The organism is Comamonas aquatica NBRC 14918, assembly GCF_000739875.1.
Classification (GTDB): Bacteria; Pseudomonadota; Gammaproteobacteria; order Burkholderiales; family Burkholderiaceae_C; genus Comamonas; species Comamonas aquatica.
Genome location: NZ_BBJR01000042.1, coordinates 77,118 through 96,190 on the forward strand (window position 1 = coordinate 77,118; position 19,073 = coordinate 96,190).

The 19,073-nt window shown below is 65.9% G+C and carries 16 protein-coding genes; 5 read left to right on the forward strand and 11 right to left on the reverse strand.

Going from position 1 to position 19,073, the window contains the following annotated elements:
- Nucleotides 1–77 precede the first annotated feature (77 nt).
- The 5 genes from ftsH (at nt 78) to CA2_RS09345 (ending at nt 5,650) form a co-directional block, all read left to right on the forward strand.
- The gene (ftsH, locus tag CA2_RS09325; RefSeq protein WP_042415728.1) at nt 78–2,003 is read left to right on the forward strand and encodes an ATP-dependent zinc metalloprotease FtsH; all 1,926 of its coding nucleotides are present in this window, start codon (nt 78–80) and stop codon (nt 2,001–2,003) included.
- Nucleotides 2,004–2,084: 81 nt separating this feature from the next.
- Nucleotides 2,085–2,921 (forward strand): dihydropteroate synthase, encoded by an 837-nt coding sequence (gene folP / locus CA2_RS09330; RefSeq protein WP_042415730.1) that lies wholly within the window; start codon nt 2,085–2,087, stop codon nt 2,919–2,921.
- A 17-nt stretch (nt 2,922–2,938) separates the two neighbouring features.
- Nucleotides 2,939–4,273: a phosphoglucosamine mutase gene (glmM, locus tag CA2_RS09335; protein ID WP_042415733.1), complete on the forward strand. Its 1,335-nt coding sequence runs from the start codon at nt 2,939–2,941 to the stop codon at nt 4,271–4,273.
- A gap of 215 nt (nt 4,274–4,488) precedes the next feature.
- Nucleotides 4,489–4,902, forward strand: a complete 414-nt coding sequence (rnk, locus tag CA2_RS09340; RefSeq protein WP_042415736.1) for a nucleoside diphosphate kinase regulator — start codon at nt 4,489–4,491, stop codon at nt 4,900–4,902.
- Between the two features lie 142 nt (nt 4,903–5,044).
- Nucleotides 5,045–5,650, forward strand: a complete 606-nt coding sequence (locus CA2_RS09345) for a GbsR/MarR family transcriptional regulator (RefSeq protein WP_042415739.1) — start codon at nt 5,045–5,047, stop codon at nt 5,648–5,650.
- 84 nt (nt 5,651–5,734) lie between these two features.
- On the opposite strand, the gene CA2_RS09350 is transcribed toward CA2_RS09345, so the two are convergent.
- The 11 genes from CA2_RS09350 to CA2_RS09395 form a co-directional block, all read right to left on the reverse strand.
- Nucleotides 5,735–6,631, reverse strand: a complete 897-nt coding sequence (locus CA2_RS09350; protein ID WP_042415742.1) for a DUF3014 domain-containing protein — start codon at nt 6,629–6,631, stop codon at nt 5,735–5,737.
- Between the two features lie 139 nt (nt 6,632–6,770).
- Nucleotides 6,771–6,908: a cytochrome bd-I oxidase subunit CydX gene (cydX, locus tag CA2_RS17185; protein WP_052369891.1), complete on the reverse strand. Its 138-nt coding sequence runs from the start codon at nt 6,906–6,908 to the stop codon at nt 6,771–6,773.
- A gap of 121 nt (nt 6,909–7,029) precedes the next feature.
- Nucleotides 7,030–8,181, reverse strand: coding sequence for a cytochrome d ubiquinol oxidase subunit II (cydB, locus tag CA2_RS09355; protein ID WP_042415746.1), 1,152 nt, complete (start codon nt 8,179–8,181; stop codon nt 7,030–7,032).
- Nucleotides 8,182–8,196: 15 nt separating this feature from the next.
- Nucleotides 8,197–9,783, reverse strand: coding sequence for a cytochrome ubiquinol oxidase subunit I (locus tag CA2_RS09360; RefSeq protein ID WP_042415749.1), 1,587 nt, complete (start codon nt 9,781–9,783; stop codon nt 8,197–8,199).
- A 17-nt stretch (nt 9,784–9,800) separates the two neighbouring features.
- On the reverse strand, nt 9,801–11,540 hold the full coding sequence (gene cydC / locus CA2_RS09365) for a thiol reductant ABC exporter subunit CydC (RefSeq protein ID WP_042415752.1): 1,740 nt from the start codon (nt 11,538–11,540) through the stop codon (nt 9,801–9,803).
- Entirely contained in the window at nt 11,537–13,225 is a 1,689-nt protein-coding gene (gene cydD, locus CA2_RS09370; protein ID WP_081888937.1) for a thiol reductant ABC exporter subunit CydD, read from the reverse strand. The genes cydC and cydD overlap by 4 nt, the downstream gene beginning before the upstream one ends.
- 327 nt (nt 13,226–13,552) lie before the next feature.
- Complete coding sequence (locus CA2_RS09375; protein WP_042415755.1) at nt 13,553–14,227, reverse strand: hypothetical protein; 675 nt, start codon at nt 14,225–14,227, stop codon at nt 13,553–13,555.
- 203 nt (nt 14,228–14,430) lie between these two features.
- Entirely contained in the window at nt 14,431–15,393 is a 963-nt protein-coding gene (locus CA2_RS09380; protein ID WP_042415759.1) for an NAD(P)H-dependent flavin oxidoreductase, read from the reverse strand.
- Between the two features lie 143 nt (nt 15,394–15,536).
- Nucleotides 15,537–17,327 carry an acyl-CoA dehydrogenase gene (locus CA2_RS09385; RefSeq protein ID WP_042415761.1) on the reverse strand — a complete coding sequence of 597 codons (1,791 nt, stop codon included), beginning with the start codon at nt 17,325–17,327 and terminating at the stop codon, nt 15,537–15,539.
- 66 nt (nt 17,328–17,393) lie between these two features.
- On the reverse strand, nt 17,394–18,536 hold the full coding sequence (locus tag CA2_RS09390) for an ABC transporter substrate-binding protein (RefSeq protein WP_245620920.1): 1,143 nt from the start codon (nt 18,534–18,536) through the stop codon (nt 17,394–17,396).
- 106 nt (nt 18,537–18,642) lie between these two features.
- A partial coding sequence (locus CA2_RS09395) for an electron transfer flavoprotein subunit alpha/FixB family protein (RefSeq protein ID WP_042415818.1) occupies nt 18,643–19,073 on the reverse strand: 431 nt, incomplete at its 5' end.

A 19,073-nucleotide genomic window follows, 5' to 3' on the forward strand; every position in this document is an offset into this window, starting at 1 on the left:
AGACCTAAAATGGGTCGCATATGGATGCATAGCGTCCATGTGTGACTGTATTTCTCCTTTTTTCCTTGGAGCCCCGCTTGAACAATCAGTGGTTTTCAAAAATTGCCGTCTGGCTGGTCATTGCCATGGTGTTGTTTACGGTTTTCAAGCAATTTGATAACCGCAGCAGCACTGGTGCAAACCACATCGGCTATTCGGAATTCCTCTCTGAGGTGCGCAACAACCGCATCAAGAGTGCAACCATTCAGGAAGGTCAGGGCGGTACCGAGATCGTTGCCTTGACCACCGACGATCGTCGCATTCGCACGACGGCCACCTACCTGGACCGCGGTCTGGTCGGTGACCTGATTGCCAACGATGTCAAGTTCGACGTCAAACCCCGCGAAGAAGGCTCGCTGCTGATGAGCCTGCTGATCAGCTGGGGCCCCATGCTGCTGCTGATTGGCGTGTGGGTGTACTTCATGCGCCAGATGCAGGGCGGCGGCAAGGGCGGTGCGTTCAGCTTCGGCAAGTCCAAGGCGCGCATGCTGGACGAGAACAACAACACCGTCACCTTTGCCGACGTGGCCGGTTGCGATGAAGCCAAGGAAGAAGTCAAGGAAGTCGTCGACTTCCTGAAGGACCCCAACAAATTCCAGAAGCTGGGTGGCCGCATCCCCCGTGGCCTGCTGCTCGTCGGCCCGCCCGGTACCGGCAAGACCTTGCTGGCCAAGTCGATTGCCGGCGAGGCCAAGGTGCCCTTCTTCTCGATTTCCGGCTCCGACTTCGTGGAAATGTTCGTCGGCGTGGGCGCGGCCCGTGTGCGCGACATGTTCGAGAACGCCAAGAAGAATGCCCCCTGCATCATCTTCATCGACGAAATCGATGCCGTGGGCCGCCAGCGTGGCGCCGGCATGGGCGGCGGCAATGACGAACGCGAGCAGACGCTGAACCAGATGCTGGTCGAGATGGATGGTTTTGAAACCAACCTCGGCGTGATTGTCGTGGCGGCCACCAACCGTCCCGACATCCTGGATGCCGCCCTGCTGCGCCCCGGCCGCTTCGACCGTCAGGTCTATGTGACGCTGCCCGACATCCGTGGCCGCGAACAGATCCTGAACGTGCACATGCGCAAGATCCCCGTGGGCCAGGACGTGAATCCGTCCGTGATTGCCCGCGGCACGCCTGGCATGTCCGGCGCCGATCTGGCCAACCTGTGCAACGAAGCCGCCCTGATGGCTGCGCGCCGCAACGCCCGCACCGTGGAGATGCAGGACTTCGAGAAGGCCAAGGACAAGATCATCATGGGCCCCGAGCGCAAGTCCATGGTCATGCCCGAGGAAGAGCGCCGCAACACGGCCTACCACGAAGCAGGCCACGCCCTGATCGGCCGCCTGCTGCCCAAGTGCGATCCCGTGCACAAGGTCACCATCATCCCGCGCGGCCGTGCACTGGGCGTGACCATGAGCCTGCCCGAGAAGGACCGCTACTCCTACGACAAGGAGTACATGCTGAACCAGATCGCCATGCTGTTTGGGGGCCGCATCGCGGAAGAGGTGTTCATGAACCAGATGACCACCGGCGCCTCGAACGACTTCGAGCGTGCGACCCAGATCGCGCGCGACATGGTGACGCGCTACGGCATGAGCGACGCCCTGGGCACCATGGTCTATTCCGAACAGGATGGTGAGCCCTTCCTGGGCCGCAGCTTCAGCAAGGGTGCCAACCTTTCGGAGGCCACCATGCAGAAGGTGGACGATGAAGTGCGCCGCATCATTGACGAGCAGTACAACCTGGCACGCAAGCTGATCGAAGACAACAGCGACAAGATGCACGCCATGGCCAAGGCCATGCTCGAATGGGAAACCATCGACACCGAACAGCTGGATGACATTTTTGCCGGCAAGGATCCCCGCCCTCCCAAGGACTGGGTCCCCCGCACGCCCAAGTCCAGCGATGATGGCAATTCGTCCGGGGGCGGCACACCCGCTGTGGACGCCGACCCATCACCGACTGCGGCTTAAGCGGACACAGCACAGCAACGGGGCCTTCGCGCCCCGTTTTCTTTTGGCCGCCTCCTGGCGCGATTCTTTGGGAGCCTGCCCATGTATTGGCAAACCTCACGCTTTCTACTGGACCTGCAACGCCCGCTGATCATGGGCATTGTCAACAACACCCCGGACTCCTTTTCCGACGGGGGCCGGCACCGGGATCTGGCGGCCGTGCGTCACGCGGAAAAGCTGATTCGTGACGGCGCCGACATTCTGGACATCGGCGGCGAATCGACACGCCCGGGCTCCCCAGCCGTGCCACAGGACGAGGAGATGCGCCGCGTCCTGCCCGTGGTGCAGGAAGCCGTCAAGCTCAGGGTCCCAATTTCCGTGGACACCTACAAGCCCGCCGTGATGCAGGCTGTGCTGGACGCTGGGGCGGACATCGTCAACGACATCTGGGGCCTCCGGCAACCCGGCGCCCAGGACGTGGTGGCCCGCCACCCCAGCTGTGGGGTCTGCCTGATGCACATGCACCAGACGCCCCAGAACATGCACCTGGACCACATGTCCGGTGACCCGGTGCCGCAGGTGCGTGATTTCCTGCTGCACGAAACCCAGTCGCTGTTGCAGCGCGGGGTGCAGCGCAACCGCATCGTCTGGGACTACGGGATTGGTTTTGGCAAGAGCGTGGCACAAAATTTTGCACTGCTTGCGCGCCAGCACGAGCTGCTGGAACTAGACTTCCCGCTTTTGGCAGGTTGGTCGCGCAAGGGCTCCCTGGGCACGGTCAGTGGCCTTGCGGTCGAGCAACGCATGGTCCCCAGCGTCGCTGCGGCGCTGCTGGCCGTCGAGCGCGGTGCACGGGTGGTCCGGGTCCACGATGTGGCGGACACCCGGGCCGCCTTGTCCGTCTGGCAAGCCATGCAACCACCCGCCACCTCCGCATAAAACCAAGGACAACACGCATGGCACGCACCTATTTCGGCACCGATGGCATCCGCGGCAAAGTGGGCCAGTCGCCCATCACCCCGGATTTCGCACTCCGTCTGGCACATGCCGTGGGGCGGGTGCTCAAGCGCACCCAGGAGCGCCCCTCCGTGCTGATCGGCAAGGACACCCGCATCTCGGGCTACATGCTGGAAGCCGCCATGGAAGCGGGCTTCAACGCCGCTGGCGTGGATGTCACCTTGCTGGGCCCCCTGCCCACCCCCGGCGTCGCCTACCTGACGCGCACCCAGCGCGCCAGCCTGGGCGTGGTCATCAGCGCCAGCCACAACCCGTTTTACGACAACGGCATCAAGTTCTTCAGTGCCCAGGGCACCAAGCTAGACGATGCCTGGGAAGAAGCCGTCGAGACCGCGCTGGACGAAGCCCCGCAATGGGTCGACTCGGCCGCGCTGGGCAAGACCAAGCGCCTGGATGACGCCGCAGGCCGCTACATCGAGTTTTGCAAGAGCACCTTCGACAACCACCTGTCCCTGCGCGGGCTGCGGATTGTGGTCGATGCCGCCCACGGCGCGGCCTACCACATCGCCCCCAAGGTGTTCCATGAACTGGGGGCCGAGGTCATTGCGATTGGTTGCCAGCCGGATGGTCTGAACATCAACCACGATGTCGGCGCCACCCACCCCGAAGCGCTGACACTCGCGGTGCGCGCCAACCACGCCCACTATGGCGTGGCGCTGGATGGCGATGCCGACCGCCTGCTGATGGTTGACCAGACCGGCCGCCTGTACAACGGCGACGAGCTGATGTACCTGATGGTGCAGGACCGCGTGCAGCGCGGCATGCAGGTCCAGGGTGCCGTGGGCACCTTGATGACCAACATGGCCGTGGAAGTGGCCCTCAAGCAGCGCGGCATCGAGTTTGTGCGCGCCAAAGTGGGCGACCGCTACGTGCTGGAAGCCCTGAACGACAAGGGCTGGCAGATCGGTGGCGAGGGCTCCGGCCACCTGCTGGCCCTGGACAAGCACACCACGGGCGACGGACTGGTTTCCGCACTGCAGGTGCTGCAAAGCTGCGTGCGCAGCGGCAAGACCTTGGCACAGCAGCTGCAGGAGCTGACGCTGTTCCCGCAGGAGCTGATCAACGTGCGCCTGGCCCCGGGCCAGGACTGGAAGAGCAATACCCAGCTGGCCCAGACGCAAGCGGCCATCGAACAGCAGTTGGGCGACAGCGGCCGCGTGCTGATCCGCGCCAGTGGCACCGAGCCGCTGCTGCGCGTGATGGTGGAGGCGCGCGATGCCGCCCAGGCCCGCCACTGCGCCCAGCAGTTGGCCGACGCCGCCCGTGCGGGTTGACCCACGATGGCAGCGCGGGGCTGGCCCCGCATCCAGATCCGCACCAGCTGCGTGCGGATTGCTTGCATTTATCTGGCAAGCGGCCACAATCGACGCAACGCACCATTTTTGTGCAGCCCTATGGCCCGGACAACCCTGTTGCCCGGGCCTTTCTCCGTGTAGGCGTCTGACCTTTGACACACGGTTTGTTCCACACATCCGCTAGGAAGCACCTCATGGCCACCACCAAGCCTGCTATCACCCTGTCTGCATTGGACATGGACCGCCTCGAAACCCTGATGGAAAAGCTGCCCAGCAACTTCCCGGGCCTGCAAGCCCTGGAGGCCGAACTCAACCGCGCGGACGTGCTGGAGCCGCACGAAATGCCGGCCAATGTGGTCACGATGAACTCCACCGTCCGCTTCACCCTGCTGGAAAGCGACAAGAGCCAGACTCTGACCCTGGTCTACCCCAAGGAAGCCGATGGCAGCCCGGACAAGGTGTCGGTGTTCGCCCCTGTGGGCACGGCCCTGCTGGGCCTGCGCGAAGGCGATGTGTTTGCGTTGCCCAGCCCAGCCGGCAAGCCCGTGACCGTCCGCGTGGATGCCATCACCTACCAGCCTGAAAGCGCTGGCGAACTGCACCGCTGAGCCAGCCAGACGCTGGACACACCCCGCAGCGCACGCGCTGCCTAGCGAAACACCGGAGCACAAGGCGGCGGCACTGGGAATTACCCATCCTTGCCGAGCCTGTGATTTCAGACAATGCTGAAAGCATCCATTCCTAGGCACAATGTTCGCCATGACACAGACACCCCCACTTCCTCCATTGAACCGGCAATTCGTTTCGCACTTTGGCGAGATGGGCAGCCGTTGGGGCATCAACCGCACCGTGGGGCAGATCTACGCGTTGCTCTACCTGTCGCCACGCGCGCTGAATGCGGAGGAAATCTCGGAAACCCTGGAGTTCTCCCGCTCCAACGTCAGCATGGGGCTGAAGGAATTGCAGTCGTGGCGACTGGTCAACCTGCGCCACCACCCCGGTGATCGGCGCGAATACTTCGAGGCCCCCCAAGACGTGTGGGAAATTTTCCGTCGCCTGGCCGAGGAACGCCGCCGCCGCGAGATCGAACCCACCCAGTCCATGCTGCGCTCGGCCCTGCTGGAAGAGGCCTCGTCCGATGACGAGCGCCACGCCCAGCAGCGCATGCAAGACATGTACGAGCTGATTGAAAAGCTCATGACCTGGTTTGACGATGTGCAGCGCCTCAAGCCCGAAACAGCCATGCAACTCATGGGCATGGGGGCGGCGGTGACCAAGGTGCTGGACTTCAAGGACCGGCTCATCGGCGGCAAGGGCAAGTCCAGCAAGGACAGCGATCCGACGCCGGAACAGTAAGCCAGGCACGCGCATCACCTGCGCGGCCTAACATCGACCAGGGCCTGCATGCAGGCCCTTTTGCTTGTCCGGCCCAAGGACCGCTCAGCCTCCGGGCCGCGTTGTCGCAATCTGGCTGCGCAAGGCGCGCAGCTGGGCCTTGAGGGTCTGGGCATGGCCCGGACCCAGGCGCAGCAGGATCTTGTGGCCTGCCGACAGCGACTGCCATTGGGAATCCGCCAATTCATAGCGCAGCCAGGGCTGCTGGGGCGCAACCGAACCCTGGACCTCCACCAGGCGCAACGCCACAGGCTGCGCAGACTCTGGCGCCTGCAGCAAGTGGTCAATCACAGCCACCAACCGGTCATTGAAGTACTGGCCGGGGTAGCCGAGCTCTTCATAGGCTTGTTGCAGCACTGGATAAAAGCGGCGGTACAGGGCTGCGGCCTTGACCACGTCCACACTGGCCACAAAGCCGACCACCGCGTCATAGCGCGCACTGTTCTCCGGGGCGATCTGCAAGCGGCCATCGGCTGTTTGCTGGGTAAGCATGCGCCCCCCGATGGGGTACAAGGGCCACAGGCGCGGCGCAGCATGGCCGCGCGGCAGGTTGTCGATGGTCGCCACGATGTGGTGGGCCAGCCCCTGCAGGGCCACGAACTTGAGCACCTGCGTGCGGCCCAGCCAGTCGCTGACCGCCTGTTCCAACCCGGCCGCATCGGGCGCAGGCGCACCTGCCTGGGTGGGTTCGGCTACCGGGTGCTGTGGGCCTTCGGGCTGTGCCGGTGCGGCAGCGGGCGCAGGTTCTGGGGGCTGCGACACAGGGGCGGCCTCCGGGGCTGCGCTCGATACCGGCGCTGGCGGTGCCACGGTTGGCGGGGTCTGCATGCGCTGCCAGGCATACCAGCCGCCCGCCGCCAGCGCCAGCAACAGGGCGGCAGCCGCCAGCTTGTTGCCACGGGACGTGGATGGCCGTGGGGGTCTGAGGTCGTGATCGGTCATGGCCTGGGGTTCTCCTGTCTGCGGGCTTGATCAGGTGTCCCACCATACCGCGCCCTGCCGCGCTTGCCTACCCATAGTGCGAGCAGGCATAAAAAAACCGCCTTCCCGGGAAGGCGGTCATGGTGTGTGAGCCCGCGCGTCAGTCGTGCGTGGCGCCGGCCTTGGCCAGCAGCTCCTTGCGCGTGGCCTCGTCGTCCATCAACTCAAACCACATAGCGTTGAGCACGGCAAACGCCGCCGCCAGCGGCAGTCCCAAAATCCAGGCGAAGTACCACATAGCAACTTCCTTTCAGCGATTGATTGTTCAAAAAAACAGAGCGCGTGGCGCTTGCCTATCGAGCATTTCAAGATGAAACATTCGAAATAACTTGATGGGACAAGCGTTGACCACTCACTTTTTAGTAAGCATGGCCCTTGCCCTGCGCAATCTCGTCCGGGCTCACCTTGCCCCGCATGATGTGGAACACCCAGCTGGTATAGGCCAGGATGATGGGCAGGAAGATGATGGTGGACACCAGCATGATGAACAGGGTCAGGTGGCTGGACGATGCGTCCCACACCATCAGGCTGAACTGCGGGTTGACCGACGACGGCAGGATGAAGGGGAACATGGACACGCCCACACTCAGCACGATGCCGGCAATGCCCAGGCCGCTGGACAGCAGGCCCAGCCACTCACGGCGCAGCTTCATGCCCAGGGCCGCGATCAAAGGCATGATCACCCCCAGCGCGGGCACAATCCACAGCAGCGGCTGCTTGGCATAGTTGGCCATCCAGGCGCCCTGGCCCACCGCTGCCGACTTGAGCAGCGGGTTGGACGGGCCGGTGGTGCTCATCGCTTCGGTCAGCACAAAGCCGCTCAGCTGCGCCAGCCAGACACCGGCACCGGCAAACAGCACCGTGGTCAGCACCGCGGCCCCCACGCCCCAGCGGGTGGCACGCGCCTGTACGGCACCTTCGGTCTTGAACACCAGCCACGCTGCGCCGTGCATCAGCAGCATGCTCAGCGACACCAGGCCGCACAGCAGCGCGAACGGGGTGAACAGGTCAAAAAAGCTGCCATCCCAGTAGATGCGCATGTCATCCGACAGGCGGAATGGCACGCCCAGCAGCACATTGCCCATGGCCACGCCAAACACCAGGGCCGCGCCCCAGCCGGACAGGGTCAGCACCCAGTCCCAGCCATTGCGCCAGGCGGCACCTTCGCGCTTGCTGCGGAACTTGAAGGCCACCGGGCGCAAGATCAGGCACACCAGCACCGCAAACATGGCCAGGTAAAAGCCCGAGAAGGAGATGGCATACAGCTGGGGCCAGGCGGCAAAGATGGCGCCACCCCCCAGAATCAGCCAGACCTGGTTGCCCTCCCAGACGGGGCCGATGGTGTTGATGACCACGCGGCGCTCGACATCGGTTTTGCCGGTGGCGCGCAGCAAGGCGGCGGCCCCCAGGTCAAACCCGTCGGTGACCGCAAAGCCCACGAGCAAAATGCCCAGCAGCAGCCACCAGATGACGCGCAGCACGTCATAGCTCAAAAGTTCATGCAAGATCATGTGTGACTCCCTCGGTTACTTGGCGCTGTAGGCATCTACGAGCTTTTTCGCGTAGCTGCTCAGGTGGGGGGCACTTTCCTCCTGCGGTCCCTTCAGGATGGCCTTGCGCATCAGCACCATTTCGATGACGAACATGACGGTGTAGATGGCCACGAACAGCGCAATCGTCAGCAGCACCGTGCTGGCGCCCAGGTTGGACACCGCCATGGCCGTGGGCAACACGCCTTCAATGATCCAGGGCTGGCGGCCCAGCTCGGCCACGATCCAGCCGCATTCGGCCGCAATCCACGGCAGGGGGATGGCAAACACCGCCACCTTCAGCAACCAGGGGTAGGCGTCCAGCTTGTGGCGGGCCGACAGCACGAAGAAGGTGGCCGTCAGCAGGATGAAGAACATGCCCAGGGCCACCATCACGCGGAAGGACCAGAACAGTGGACCCACGGGCGGAATGGTGTCCGCCGCGGCCTTCTGGATCTGCAGGCGGGTGGCCTGGCGCGGATCGTCGGTGTAGCGCATCAGCAGCAGGGCGTAGCCCATGTTGGCGCCATGCTCCTCGAATGTGTCGACGGCGCTCTGCGGCACTTCCGACGGCTTCTTGTAGCTGCGGATGGTCTGCAGCGCGTCATAGGCCTTGATGCCGGATTCGATGCGCTCTTCGGCACGCGCCACCAGGTCGTTGATGCCGGGGATCTGCGTGTCCAGCGAGCGGGTGCCGATCAGCCCCATCACCCAGGGGATGTGCACGGCATAGTGCGTCTCGCGCGCAGCCGTGTCCGGAATGCCCACGGCCGTGAAGGCGGCCGGCGCGGGTTCGGTGTCCCACATGGCTTCGATCGCGGCCAGCTTCATCTTCTGGTGCTCCGACGACAAATAGCCGCTTTCGTCCCCCAGCACCACCACCGACAGCGAGGCCGCCAGACCGAACGAGGCCGCCACCGTCATCGAGCGCTTGGCCAGGGCCACGTGGCGGCCCTTGAGCAGGTACCAGGCCGAGATGCCCAGCACAAAGATCGCCGCCACGGTGTAGCCGGCCGACACGGTGTGCACGAACTTGGCCTGTGCCACGGGATTGGTCAGCACGGCAAAGAAGTCCGTCACCTCCATGCGCATGGTCTGCGGGTTGAACGCCGCGCCCACGGGGTTTTGCATCCAGCCGTTGGCGATCAGGATCCACAGCGCCGAGAAGTTGGAGCCGATGGCCACCAGCCAGGTGGCGATCAAGTGCTGCACCTTGGTCATGCGGTCCCAGCCGAAGAAGAACAGGCCAACGAAGGTGGCTTCCAGGAAGAAGGCCATCAACCCTTCGATGGCCAGCGGCGCGCCGAAGATGTCGCCCACATAGTGGCTGTAGTAGCTCCAGTTCATGCCGAACTGGAACTCCATCACCACGCCGGTCGCCACACCCATGGCGAAGTTGATACCAAACAGCACACCCCAGAACTTGGTCATGTCGCGCCAGATGGTGCGCCCGGTCATCACGTAGACAGTCTCCATGATGGCCACGAGCACCGCCAGGCCAATGGTCAGCGGTACGAACAGGAAGTGGTAGAGCGCCGTTACCGCGAATTGCAATCGCGATAGATCGACGATGTCGAGGTCCATGGGAAATCCTTTCTCTCTTAAAAACCCTTGGCCGTTGCAGGTGCTGCAGGCTCGGCGGCGTCCTCACGCAGTCGGCCCAGCAACTTGTCAAAATCCGCCGTACCGCGCTGGGCATCTGCCAGCAAGCGGCCCCCCTCCACCCAGAGCAGACGGTCCGCTGTTTCGGCCTCTCTGCGCCAGTGGGTCGCCACGATCACGGTGTGCCCGTGCATCTGCTGGCGCAGGCACTGCAGCACATCCCGGGCCGTGGCGGCATCCAATCCTTCCGTGGGCTCATCCAGCAACCAGCACGCGGCGGGGTGCAGCAACAGCCGCGCCAGCGCCAGACGGCGGGCCTGCCCGCCGGACAAACCCAAGCCGCCCTCGCCCAGGCGCGTGTCCAGCCCCTGGGGCAGGGCGCGCACATCGGCGGCCAGGCCGGCATCCTCCAGCGCCTGCCACAGCTGGGCATCGCTGGCGTCCGGCTGGGCCAGGCTCAGGTTGTCGCGCAGGCTGTCCTGGAACAGCTCGGTGCGCTGGGTCAGCCAGGTGCAGGGCTGGGCCAGCACCTGGCCGTGCACGGCGGGCAGCTCGCCGGCGATCAGCGACAGCAGCGTGCTCTTGCCGGCGCCGCTGGCGCCGATCAGCGCCACCTGGGTGCCCGCGGGAATCTGCAGATCCACGGCCGCCAGCGCCCGGTGCGGGCTACCGCGGTGCTGGGCCGCCGCCTGCTGCAGCCGCACGGCACAGCCTGGCGGTGGTTCAGTCACTTTGATTTCGATAGCTGCTGGCGCTTGCACCACCTGGGGTGCCAGCCGTTGGACGGACAACCAGGTGCGGCCGGCTTCCACCGCGCCACGGCGCAAGGCGGCAAAAGGCTCCATCGCGGCCAGGGCCACCAGCAGGGCCAGGGCCGCCCCCGGCGCCCCCACCACGCCCTGCTCGACCAGCCAACCCACCGCCAGCAGCACGCCCACCAGGGTCAGCGTGCTGGCCATGCCAAAGGCCATGCTGGCCCGCGCTTCCAGGCGGTTGAGCTGGCGGTCGGCCTGGGCCACGCTGCGCTCCGTGGCCGCCAGGCGGGCACATTGCGCCGGCAGCCGGCCGGCCATCAACAGCTCGGTCTGGCCGGCCACCAGGTCCACGGCCTGGGTGCGCAAGCGCTCCAGGGCGGCTGCACGGCGCAGGGCCGGACGGCGGGCACGCAGGGCCAGCACGGCGGCAATCGCCATGCCCGCCACCAGCAGCCACAGGCCCAGCAGCAGGCCCAGGCCCGCGTGCATAGCGCCCAGCACCACGGCCGCCAGCAGCGCGGCCGCGCAGGCCGACACCAGCGGCACGGCCAGGCGCAGGTACAGGCTGTCCAGCGCGTCCACATCGCTGGTCAGGCGCTGCAGCCAGCGTGCGGGCCGCAGGCGCAGCTGCCACGCAGCACCGGCCGGGGCCCAGCTGCGGAACAGGCGCTCGCGCAGCGCCGCCAGCACGGCCAGTGTGGCATCGTGCGTGACCAGGCGCTCGCCGTAGCGCGCCCCGGTGCGTCCCAGGGCCAGCAAGCGGATGCCGGCACTGGGCATGAAAACGTCGAACACCAGGGCCGTGGCCGGCACCAGCCCGGCCAGCGCCGTGGCGGCAATGAACCAGCCGGACAGGCCCAGCAACGCCATGCCCATCAGCACGGTCAAGCTGGCCAGGGCCATGCCCCCCAGCCACAGGTGGCGCGGCGCCATGGCCGCCAGCGCCACCAGCATGGCGCGTGTGCTGCTGCGGGATGCCTTCATGCCAGTACCTCCGCGCCCTGCACCGGCACCACCCGGTCCATGCGCGCCGCCAGCAATGGGTCGTGGGTGGCCACGATCAGGGTGCGCCCCTGGGCCAGCTGCAGCAAGGCCTGCATGACCTGCGCGGCCGTCATCGGATCCAGATGGGCCGTGGGTTCATCCACCAGCAGCACCCCGGCCTGGGGCGCCGCCACGGCCAGGCGCGCCAGCGCCAGGCGCACGGCCTCGCCGCCCGACAGACCCTGCCCGCCCTCCCCCAGGCTGCTGCTGGGGCGTGCCTGCAGCACGGCCCCCAGGCCCGCGGCCTGCATGGCCGGGGCCACGTCGGCCTCGGCCACATCGGGACGGTCCAGGCGGATGTTGCGGGCGGCCGAACCCGCAAACACATGCGGGTGCTGGCCCATCCAGGCCATGCGCTGGCGCAATGCCGCCGCGTTGCAGTCCTCCATGGGCACGCCATCCACCCGCACCTGCCCCTGGTGGGTGGGCAGCAGGCCGGCGATCTGCGCCAGCAGCACCGACTTGCCGCTACCACTGGCGCCCCACAGGGCGACATGCTCGCCCGGCTGTATGTCCAGGTGCACCGCCGCGGCCAGGGCAACGGCGCCCGGCGCCTGGATGTGCACGTTGTGCAGCGTCACCCGTGCTGCGGCCTGCCGCGCCCCGGAGGCTTGGGGCGCGTGGGCCGCCAACGCCCCGGGCAAGGGCTGGGCCGCACGGGCCATGTCCTGCAGGGTCTGCACCGCGGCCTCGCCGGCGGCGCGGTCGTGCCACACGGCCGCCAGCTCGCGCAGCGGCTCGAAAAAGCTGGGGGCCAGCAGCAGCACGAACAAGGCCTGCCCTAGGTTCAGGCGGCCGTGCCAGGTGCCGAACTCCAGATAGCCCAGCAGGTGAAAGCCCACGTACACGGCCACCATGGCCACGCCCAGCGCCGAAAACAACTCCAGCACGGCCGAGGACAGGAAGGCAATGCGCAGCACGCGCAGGGTGCGCTGGCGCAGGGATTCGGCATGCGCACGCAGCCGCTGGGCCGTGGCATCGACCGCGCCCAGGGCACGCAGCGTGGTCAGGCCGCGCAGGCGGTCCAGCAGAAAACCGTTCATCTGACCCAGCTGCACCATCTGCTCCTGGCTGGCCGCCTGGGCACGCCAGCCCACGATGGCCATGAACAGGGGAATCAAGGGCGCTGCCACCACCAGGATCAGCGCCGCCACCCAGGATTGCCAAGCCACCACGGCGGCAATCACCAGCGGCAGCACCCGGGTGCGCCACATTGCGGTCTGGTAGCGCGACAGCCAGGGCACAATCGCCTCCGCCTGTTCGGCCACCGCGCTGGCGGCCTGGCCCGACGGCACGCGCCGTGTGTCCAGGGGTGAGCTGCTGGCCAGCGCTTGCACCACCTGGGCGCGCAGGGTGTCCAACTGGGCCCGGGCGGCCTCAAAGCTCAGGCGCATGCCATGGCCCTCGCACCAGGCCTTGGCCGCGCCCAGCACCAGCAGACCCAACGCCAACCCACCCACCTCAGCGGCACGGCCTGTGGCCATCCACTGCACGGCGGTGGCCAGCAATGCCGCCTGCGGCAGCCACAACAGCGAGGCCACGACCGACCACGCGGTACCGTGGTCGGGACGGCGACGCTGGGCGCGGGGCTTGCTTGCCGTTTGATCGAAGTCAGTGGATTCCATTTGATTCTGAATTTTCAGTATTTACTGAAATTTGTGCAGATGCTAGGGTTTCTGCAGAACAACTTCCGCACGGGCTCAGGTAGTCGAGTGAAACACTGCGGCGTTGATTTCCATCAATTCACCCGAATAGGAAGAGGGGTAATGACCGTGTCATGACCTCCATCCGCCCCGTGGTGCGCAGGCCCAAAAAAAGCGCCCCGAAGGGCGCTGGTGGGCGATGGCAGCATGCCGCGGCGATGTCACACACGCTGTGCGCCGCATGGTCTGCCGCGTTCAGCGCATGGTTGCCATCGTGGCCATCGCACGGGCCGTGCTTGGCCGCGTGGCTCAGTACTGCAAGGGCGTGACGTCGATGCTTTCGCGCGGGAAGTTGTTCTGCCACACCAGGGGCTTTTTCTTCTTCTCGGCGGCCAGCGGCAGTTCACCTTCCCAGGCCTGGGTCAACGGGGCGGTCTCAAAGCCCTTGGCCAGGGCCTGCACCTGCTCGCGGTACTGCTGCAGGTTCCACTGGGCGGCACCGGCGCGCTGCAGGAAGGCCACGATCTTCTCGGGCGGATTGGGCGCCAGGCAGTTGAAGGGCACGTTCACGGCCACCATCGCCGGGTGCACACCCTCGGTGACGTTCTGGGGCTTGCCCAGGGTGCAGGTGATGCGCTTTTGCGAATCGCGCACGTTGGCAAACAGCTGCACCGCGGCAGGCTCCAGCGCCTGCTTGTCAGCATCGCTCAGGCGGACGTTTTCCAGGAAGGTCGCGGCCAGATCCTTGGGATAGTCCCGGTCGACTTCCTGCATCTCGGCGACGTTGATGAAATCCCCCTGGCCAGGGAAGGTCCGCGCTGGGCGCAGGTAGGCGTTGAGGGCTTCCATGGACTTGACATCGATGTGGACGATGGACTTCAGGAACAGGTCGGTCACCGCCTGGGGGGTGGGTTCGGCGGCGTGGGCCGAAGTGGCCAGGGCCGGCGATGCCAGCGCCACGGCGCCGAAGGATGTCAATTGCATAAAAAATTCACAAAACAGCGCCCGCGAGAGCGCACTGAAAAAAGACAAGCCCCTGTGGTACAGACCGCCCGCTTCGCAGAGGGCAGCCTGGCACACAGGGGCTTGGCGGCTGCGCACGGCAGACCATGGCCTACCGAGGCGTTCGAATTGTAACTTTCTATGTCCTGCGCATCCAGTCCCCGATGGGACGGCGGCGCCAGGGGTCAGGCCGTGGCCAGTTGCAGGCGCTGGCGGGCTTCCTGGTATTCACGCTTGAAACGCGCAATCAGCTCGGCCGCAGGCAGGACCTGGTCGATGGCGCCAATCCCCTGGCCGCAGCCCCAGATGTCCTTCCAGGCCTTGGTGCGGCCCGAGCCAAAATTCATGGCGCTGGGGTCCGACACCGGCAGGTTGTCCGGGTCCAGGCCGGCCGCGCGGATCGACGGCGCCAGGTAGTTGCCGTGCACGCCGGTGAACAGGTTGGAATACACCACGTCGTCCGAGTTACACGCCACGATGGCCTGCTTGTACTCCTCGGCGGCCCGGGCCTCTTCGGTGGCGATGAAGGCCGAGCCGATGTAGGCAAAGTCCGCCCCCATCGCCTGGGCGGCCAGGATGGCGCCACCCGAGGCCATCGAGCCCGACAGCGCCAGCGGGCCGTCAAACCATTGGCGGATTTCCTGGATCAGGGCAAACGGGCTCTTCACGCCGGCATGGCCGCCAGCCCCCGCCGCCACGGCGATCAGGCCGTCCGCGCCCTTCTCGATGGCCTTGTGGGCGAACTTGTTGTTGATGATGTCGTGCATCACCACGCCGCCCCAGCTGTGCACGGCCTGGTTCACGTCCTCGCGCGCGCCCAGGCTGGTGATGATCAGCGGCACCTTGTACTTGGCGCAGACCTGCAGGTCGTGCTCCAGGCGGTCGTTGCTCTTGTGCACGATCTGGTTGATGGCAAACGGGGCGGCCGGCGATTCAGGGTGCGCCCGGTTGTGCGCGGCCAGCTCTTCGGTGATCTCGGCCAGCCAGTCCTCCAGCATTTCCGCAGGGCGGGCATTCAGGGCGGGCATGGAGCCCACGATGCCGGCCTTGCACTGAGCAATGACCAGCTTGGGGTTGCTGATGATGAACAGGGGCGAGCCGATCACGGGCAATGCCAAGTTTTGCAGCACTGCAGGAATTTTGGACATGCAACGGTCTCCGAATCTATTGTGATTGATAGAAAAAAAGCTTCAAACGCTGACCAGACAAGCGCCAGCAGCTCACTTTTCTAATGATAAGAGCAGCCATCCCATGGTCTGCCCTTACCGCGGTGCTGTCTGTCGCCAGGGCGTCAGAAGGCGTCCAGCGCCAGGGCGCAGGCGCTGTCGCCACCCGCCAGGATGCTGTCGCGCAGGCTGGTGGTGCGGGTCAGGATGTGCTCGGCGTAGAACTGCGCCGTGGCCACCTTGGCCTGCATGAAGGCCACGTCCTCGCCCTGGGCCAGCTTGTCCTGCGCCACCAGCAGGGCGCGGCCCATCTGCCAGCCGGCCACCAGATTGCCGGTCAGCATCAGGTAGGGCACGCTGCCCGCGTACACGGCGTTGGGCGAGGCCTTGGCCTTGCCGGCCACAAAGTCCACCACGTCCAGGAACGCCGCGCGTGCGGCCTGCAGGCGCAGGGCCATGGCCTGGGCAGCGGCGGTGCCGCTGGCCCGCAGCTGGTCTTCGGTCTTGGCGATCTGGGCGGCAATGTCCTTGGCGTTCTTGCCACCGTCACGTGCCGTCTTGCGGCCCACCAGGTCATTGGCCTGGATGGCGGTCGTGCCTTCGTAGATGGTCAGGATCTTGGCGTCGCGGTAGTACTGGGCGGCGCCGGTTTCCTCGATGAAGCCCATGCCGCCGTGCACCTGCACGCCCAGACTGGTCACTTCCAGGCTCATCTCGGTGCTGTAGCCCTTGACCAGGGGCACCATGAATTCATAGAACTCGGCATTCGCCTTGCGCACCTCGGCATCGGGGTGGTGGTGGGCCGCGTCATAGGCCGCCGCCGCCGTGGAGGCCATGGCGCGGCAGGCCTCGGTGGTGGCGCGCATGGTCATCAGCATGCGGCGCACATCGGGGTGGTGGATGATGGCGGCGCTGCCGGCCACGCTGCCATCCACGGGACGGCTTTGCACCCGGTCGCGCGCGTACTGCACGGCGCGCTGGTAGGCCCGCTCGGACACACCGATGCCCTGCATGCCCACGCCATAGCGCGCGGCGTTCATCATGATGAACATGTATTCAAGACCGCGGTTTTCCTCACCCACCAGATAGCCGACGGCGCCACCGTGGTCGCCGTACTGCAGCACGGCCGTGGGCGAGGCCTTGATGCCCATCTTGTGCTCGATGGAGACGCAGTGCACATCGTTGCGCGCGCCCAGCGAGCCATCGGCGTTCACCAGGAACTTGGGCACCACGAACAGGCTGATGCCCTTGACGCCCTCGGGCGCACCGGCCACCCGGGCCAGCACCAGGTGGACGATGTTGTCCGCCATGTCGTGCTCACCGTAGGTGATGAAGATCTTGGTGCCGAACACCTTGTAGCTGCCGTCGGGCTGGGGCTCGGCCCGGGTGCGCACCAGGGCCAGGTCCGAGCCGGCCTGGGGTTCGGTCAGGTTCATGGAGCCGGTCCACTCGCCGGTGATCAGCTTTTCCAGGTAGGTGGCCTTCAGGTCGTCGCTGCCCGCGGTCAGCAGGGCTTCGATGGCGCCATCGGTCAGCAGCGGGCACAGCGCAAAACTGATGTTGGAGCTGTTGAGCATTTCCACGCAGGCCGCGCCAATCGTCTTGGGCAGGCCCTGGCCGCCATAGGCCGCGGGGTGCTGCAGGCCTTGCCAGCCGCCTTCCACGAACTGCTGGTAGGCCTCCTTGAAGCCCGGGGTGGTGGTGACCTTGCCGCCCTCAAAGCTGGAGGGCTGGGTGTCGCCGGGAATGTTCAGCGGCTCCACCACGCCCTCGCACAGCTTGGCGCTTTCTTCCAGCACGGCCTGCGCCGTCTCCAGACCGGCGTCCTCGAAACCCGGAATCTGCGCCACCTGGTCCAGATGGGCCAGGTGTTCCATGGCAAACAGCATGTCTTTGATGGGGGCGGTATAGCTCATGTCTCAGCTTTCTTCTTGAGAGTAAAAATGGGTTCCAGCGCTTGTCCAGCTTGCGCTGACTGCTATTTATTGCGTCACGCGGCCTTGCGCGTTGACGATGCTCAAATCCACAAACCGGGAGCCCGACTGTGAGCCCCGCGCAAAGGTGACCCAGTAGCCACCAAGGTCCAGCGACTGGATGCTGCGCAGGCTGTCGGCCAGCCGCTCGCTGCTGAGCGGCTGGGTGCGGCGCATGGCCTCGACCAGCACCTTGGCGTTCACATAGCCTTCCATCATCGGATAGCTCACGCTCAGCGCCTCCTCCTTGGGCTGCTTGGCCAGCAGGTCGCGCAATTCCTTGTTCAGCCGGTTGGTGGAGCGATAGGGGTTGGGCACGACCTGCGCGATCGACACCCCGCGCATCAGCTCCACGGGCAGGCGGGTGGCCAGCTGCTCGATGTCAGCGCTGGAGGTGGCATACACCTGGGCGGCCCCGCCTTCCAGGCGGTAGGCCTCCAGGAACGCCGCACTGGCGGGGCTGGACGCCACCACCAGCACAGCCTGCGCGCGCGGCTCCGCGCGCTGCAAGCTGTCGATGGCCGCCTCCTGCGCCTGCTTGCCGGCCTTCCAGGGCACGTGCGCCAGCAACTGTCCGCCGGACGCGGTCACCAGGCTGCCGACCAGCTGGGTCAGGGCCTCGTCCTCGCTGCGCTCGTCGTACACCAGGGCCAGGCGCGTCAGGCCCAGGGTGGCCAGGTGCTTGGCAATCTTCTCCACCTCCTCTGGCAAGCCGGCACGCGTGCTGAACAGCTGCGGCGCCTTCAGCACCCGCATGTCGGTGCTGTGAAAGCCGACCAGGCTGATGGAGGCCTGCTCCAGCAGCTTGCTGTCCAGCAGGGCTTGCAGGTTGCGGTTGCCAAAGTAGCCGGCCAGGGCCACGGGCTTGGCCTCCTGAAGTAGGCGCTGCGTCTGCTTGACTGTTTCCTCGGGACTGCCGCGGTCATCGGCGGAGACCAGGCGCAAGCGGTCGCCGTGCACGCCGCCGGACTTGTTCACCTCGTTGAAATACAGGCGCATGCCCTGGGCGTAGGCCTTGCTCTGCACCGCCGTGGCCCCGGTCAACGGCGCCACCTGGGCCACCACCCAGTCCGCGTGCGCCAGACTGGCGCTGGCGGCACACACCACGGCCAAGGCCAGCCGATAGCGCATGCGCATGCTTGTCTCTTGCATATCCCGTCTCCGTGTTCGCAGGCTGTTGTTGTGTGGAAAGTCCTGGCGTCCTGCATCCCCCGATGCAAAAAAGGAGGGGCACGCCCCTCCTTTTTGTCTTCGCTGCTTACAGTGCCTTCACCAGTTCAGGCACCGCGGTAAACAGGTCGGCTTCCAGCCCATAGTCGGCCACCGAGAAGATCGGCGCCTCGGGGTCCTTGTTGATCGCCACGATCACCTTGGAGTCCTTCATGCCGGCCAGGTGCTGGATCGCACCCGAGATGCCCGCCGCGATGTACAGCTGCGGTGCCACGATCTTGCCGGTCTGGCCCACCTGCAGGTCGTTGGGGGCGTAGCCCGCATCGACCGCCGCACGGCTGGCACCGATGGCGGCGCCCAGCTTGTCGGCCAGGGGGGTGATGACTTCGTTGAACTTCTCGGCGCTGCCCAGGGCACGGCCACCGGAGACGATGATCTTGGCGGCGGTCAGCTCGGGGCGGTCGCTCTTGGTCACTTCACGGCCCACGAAGGCGCTCTTGCCAGAGTCGGCCACCGCAG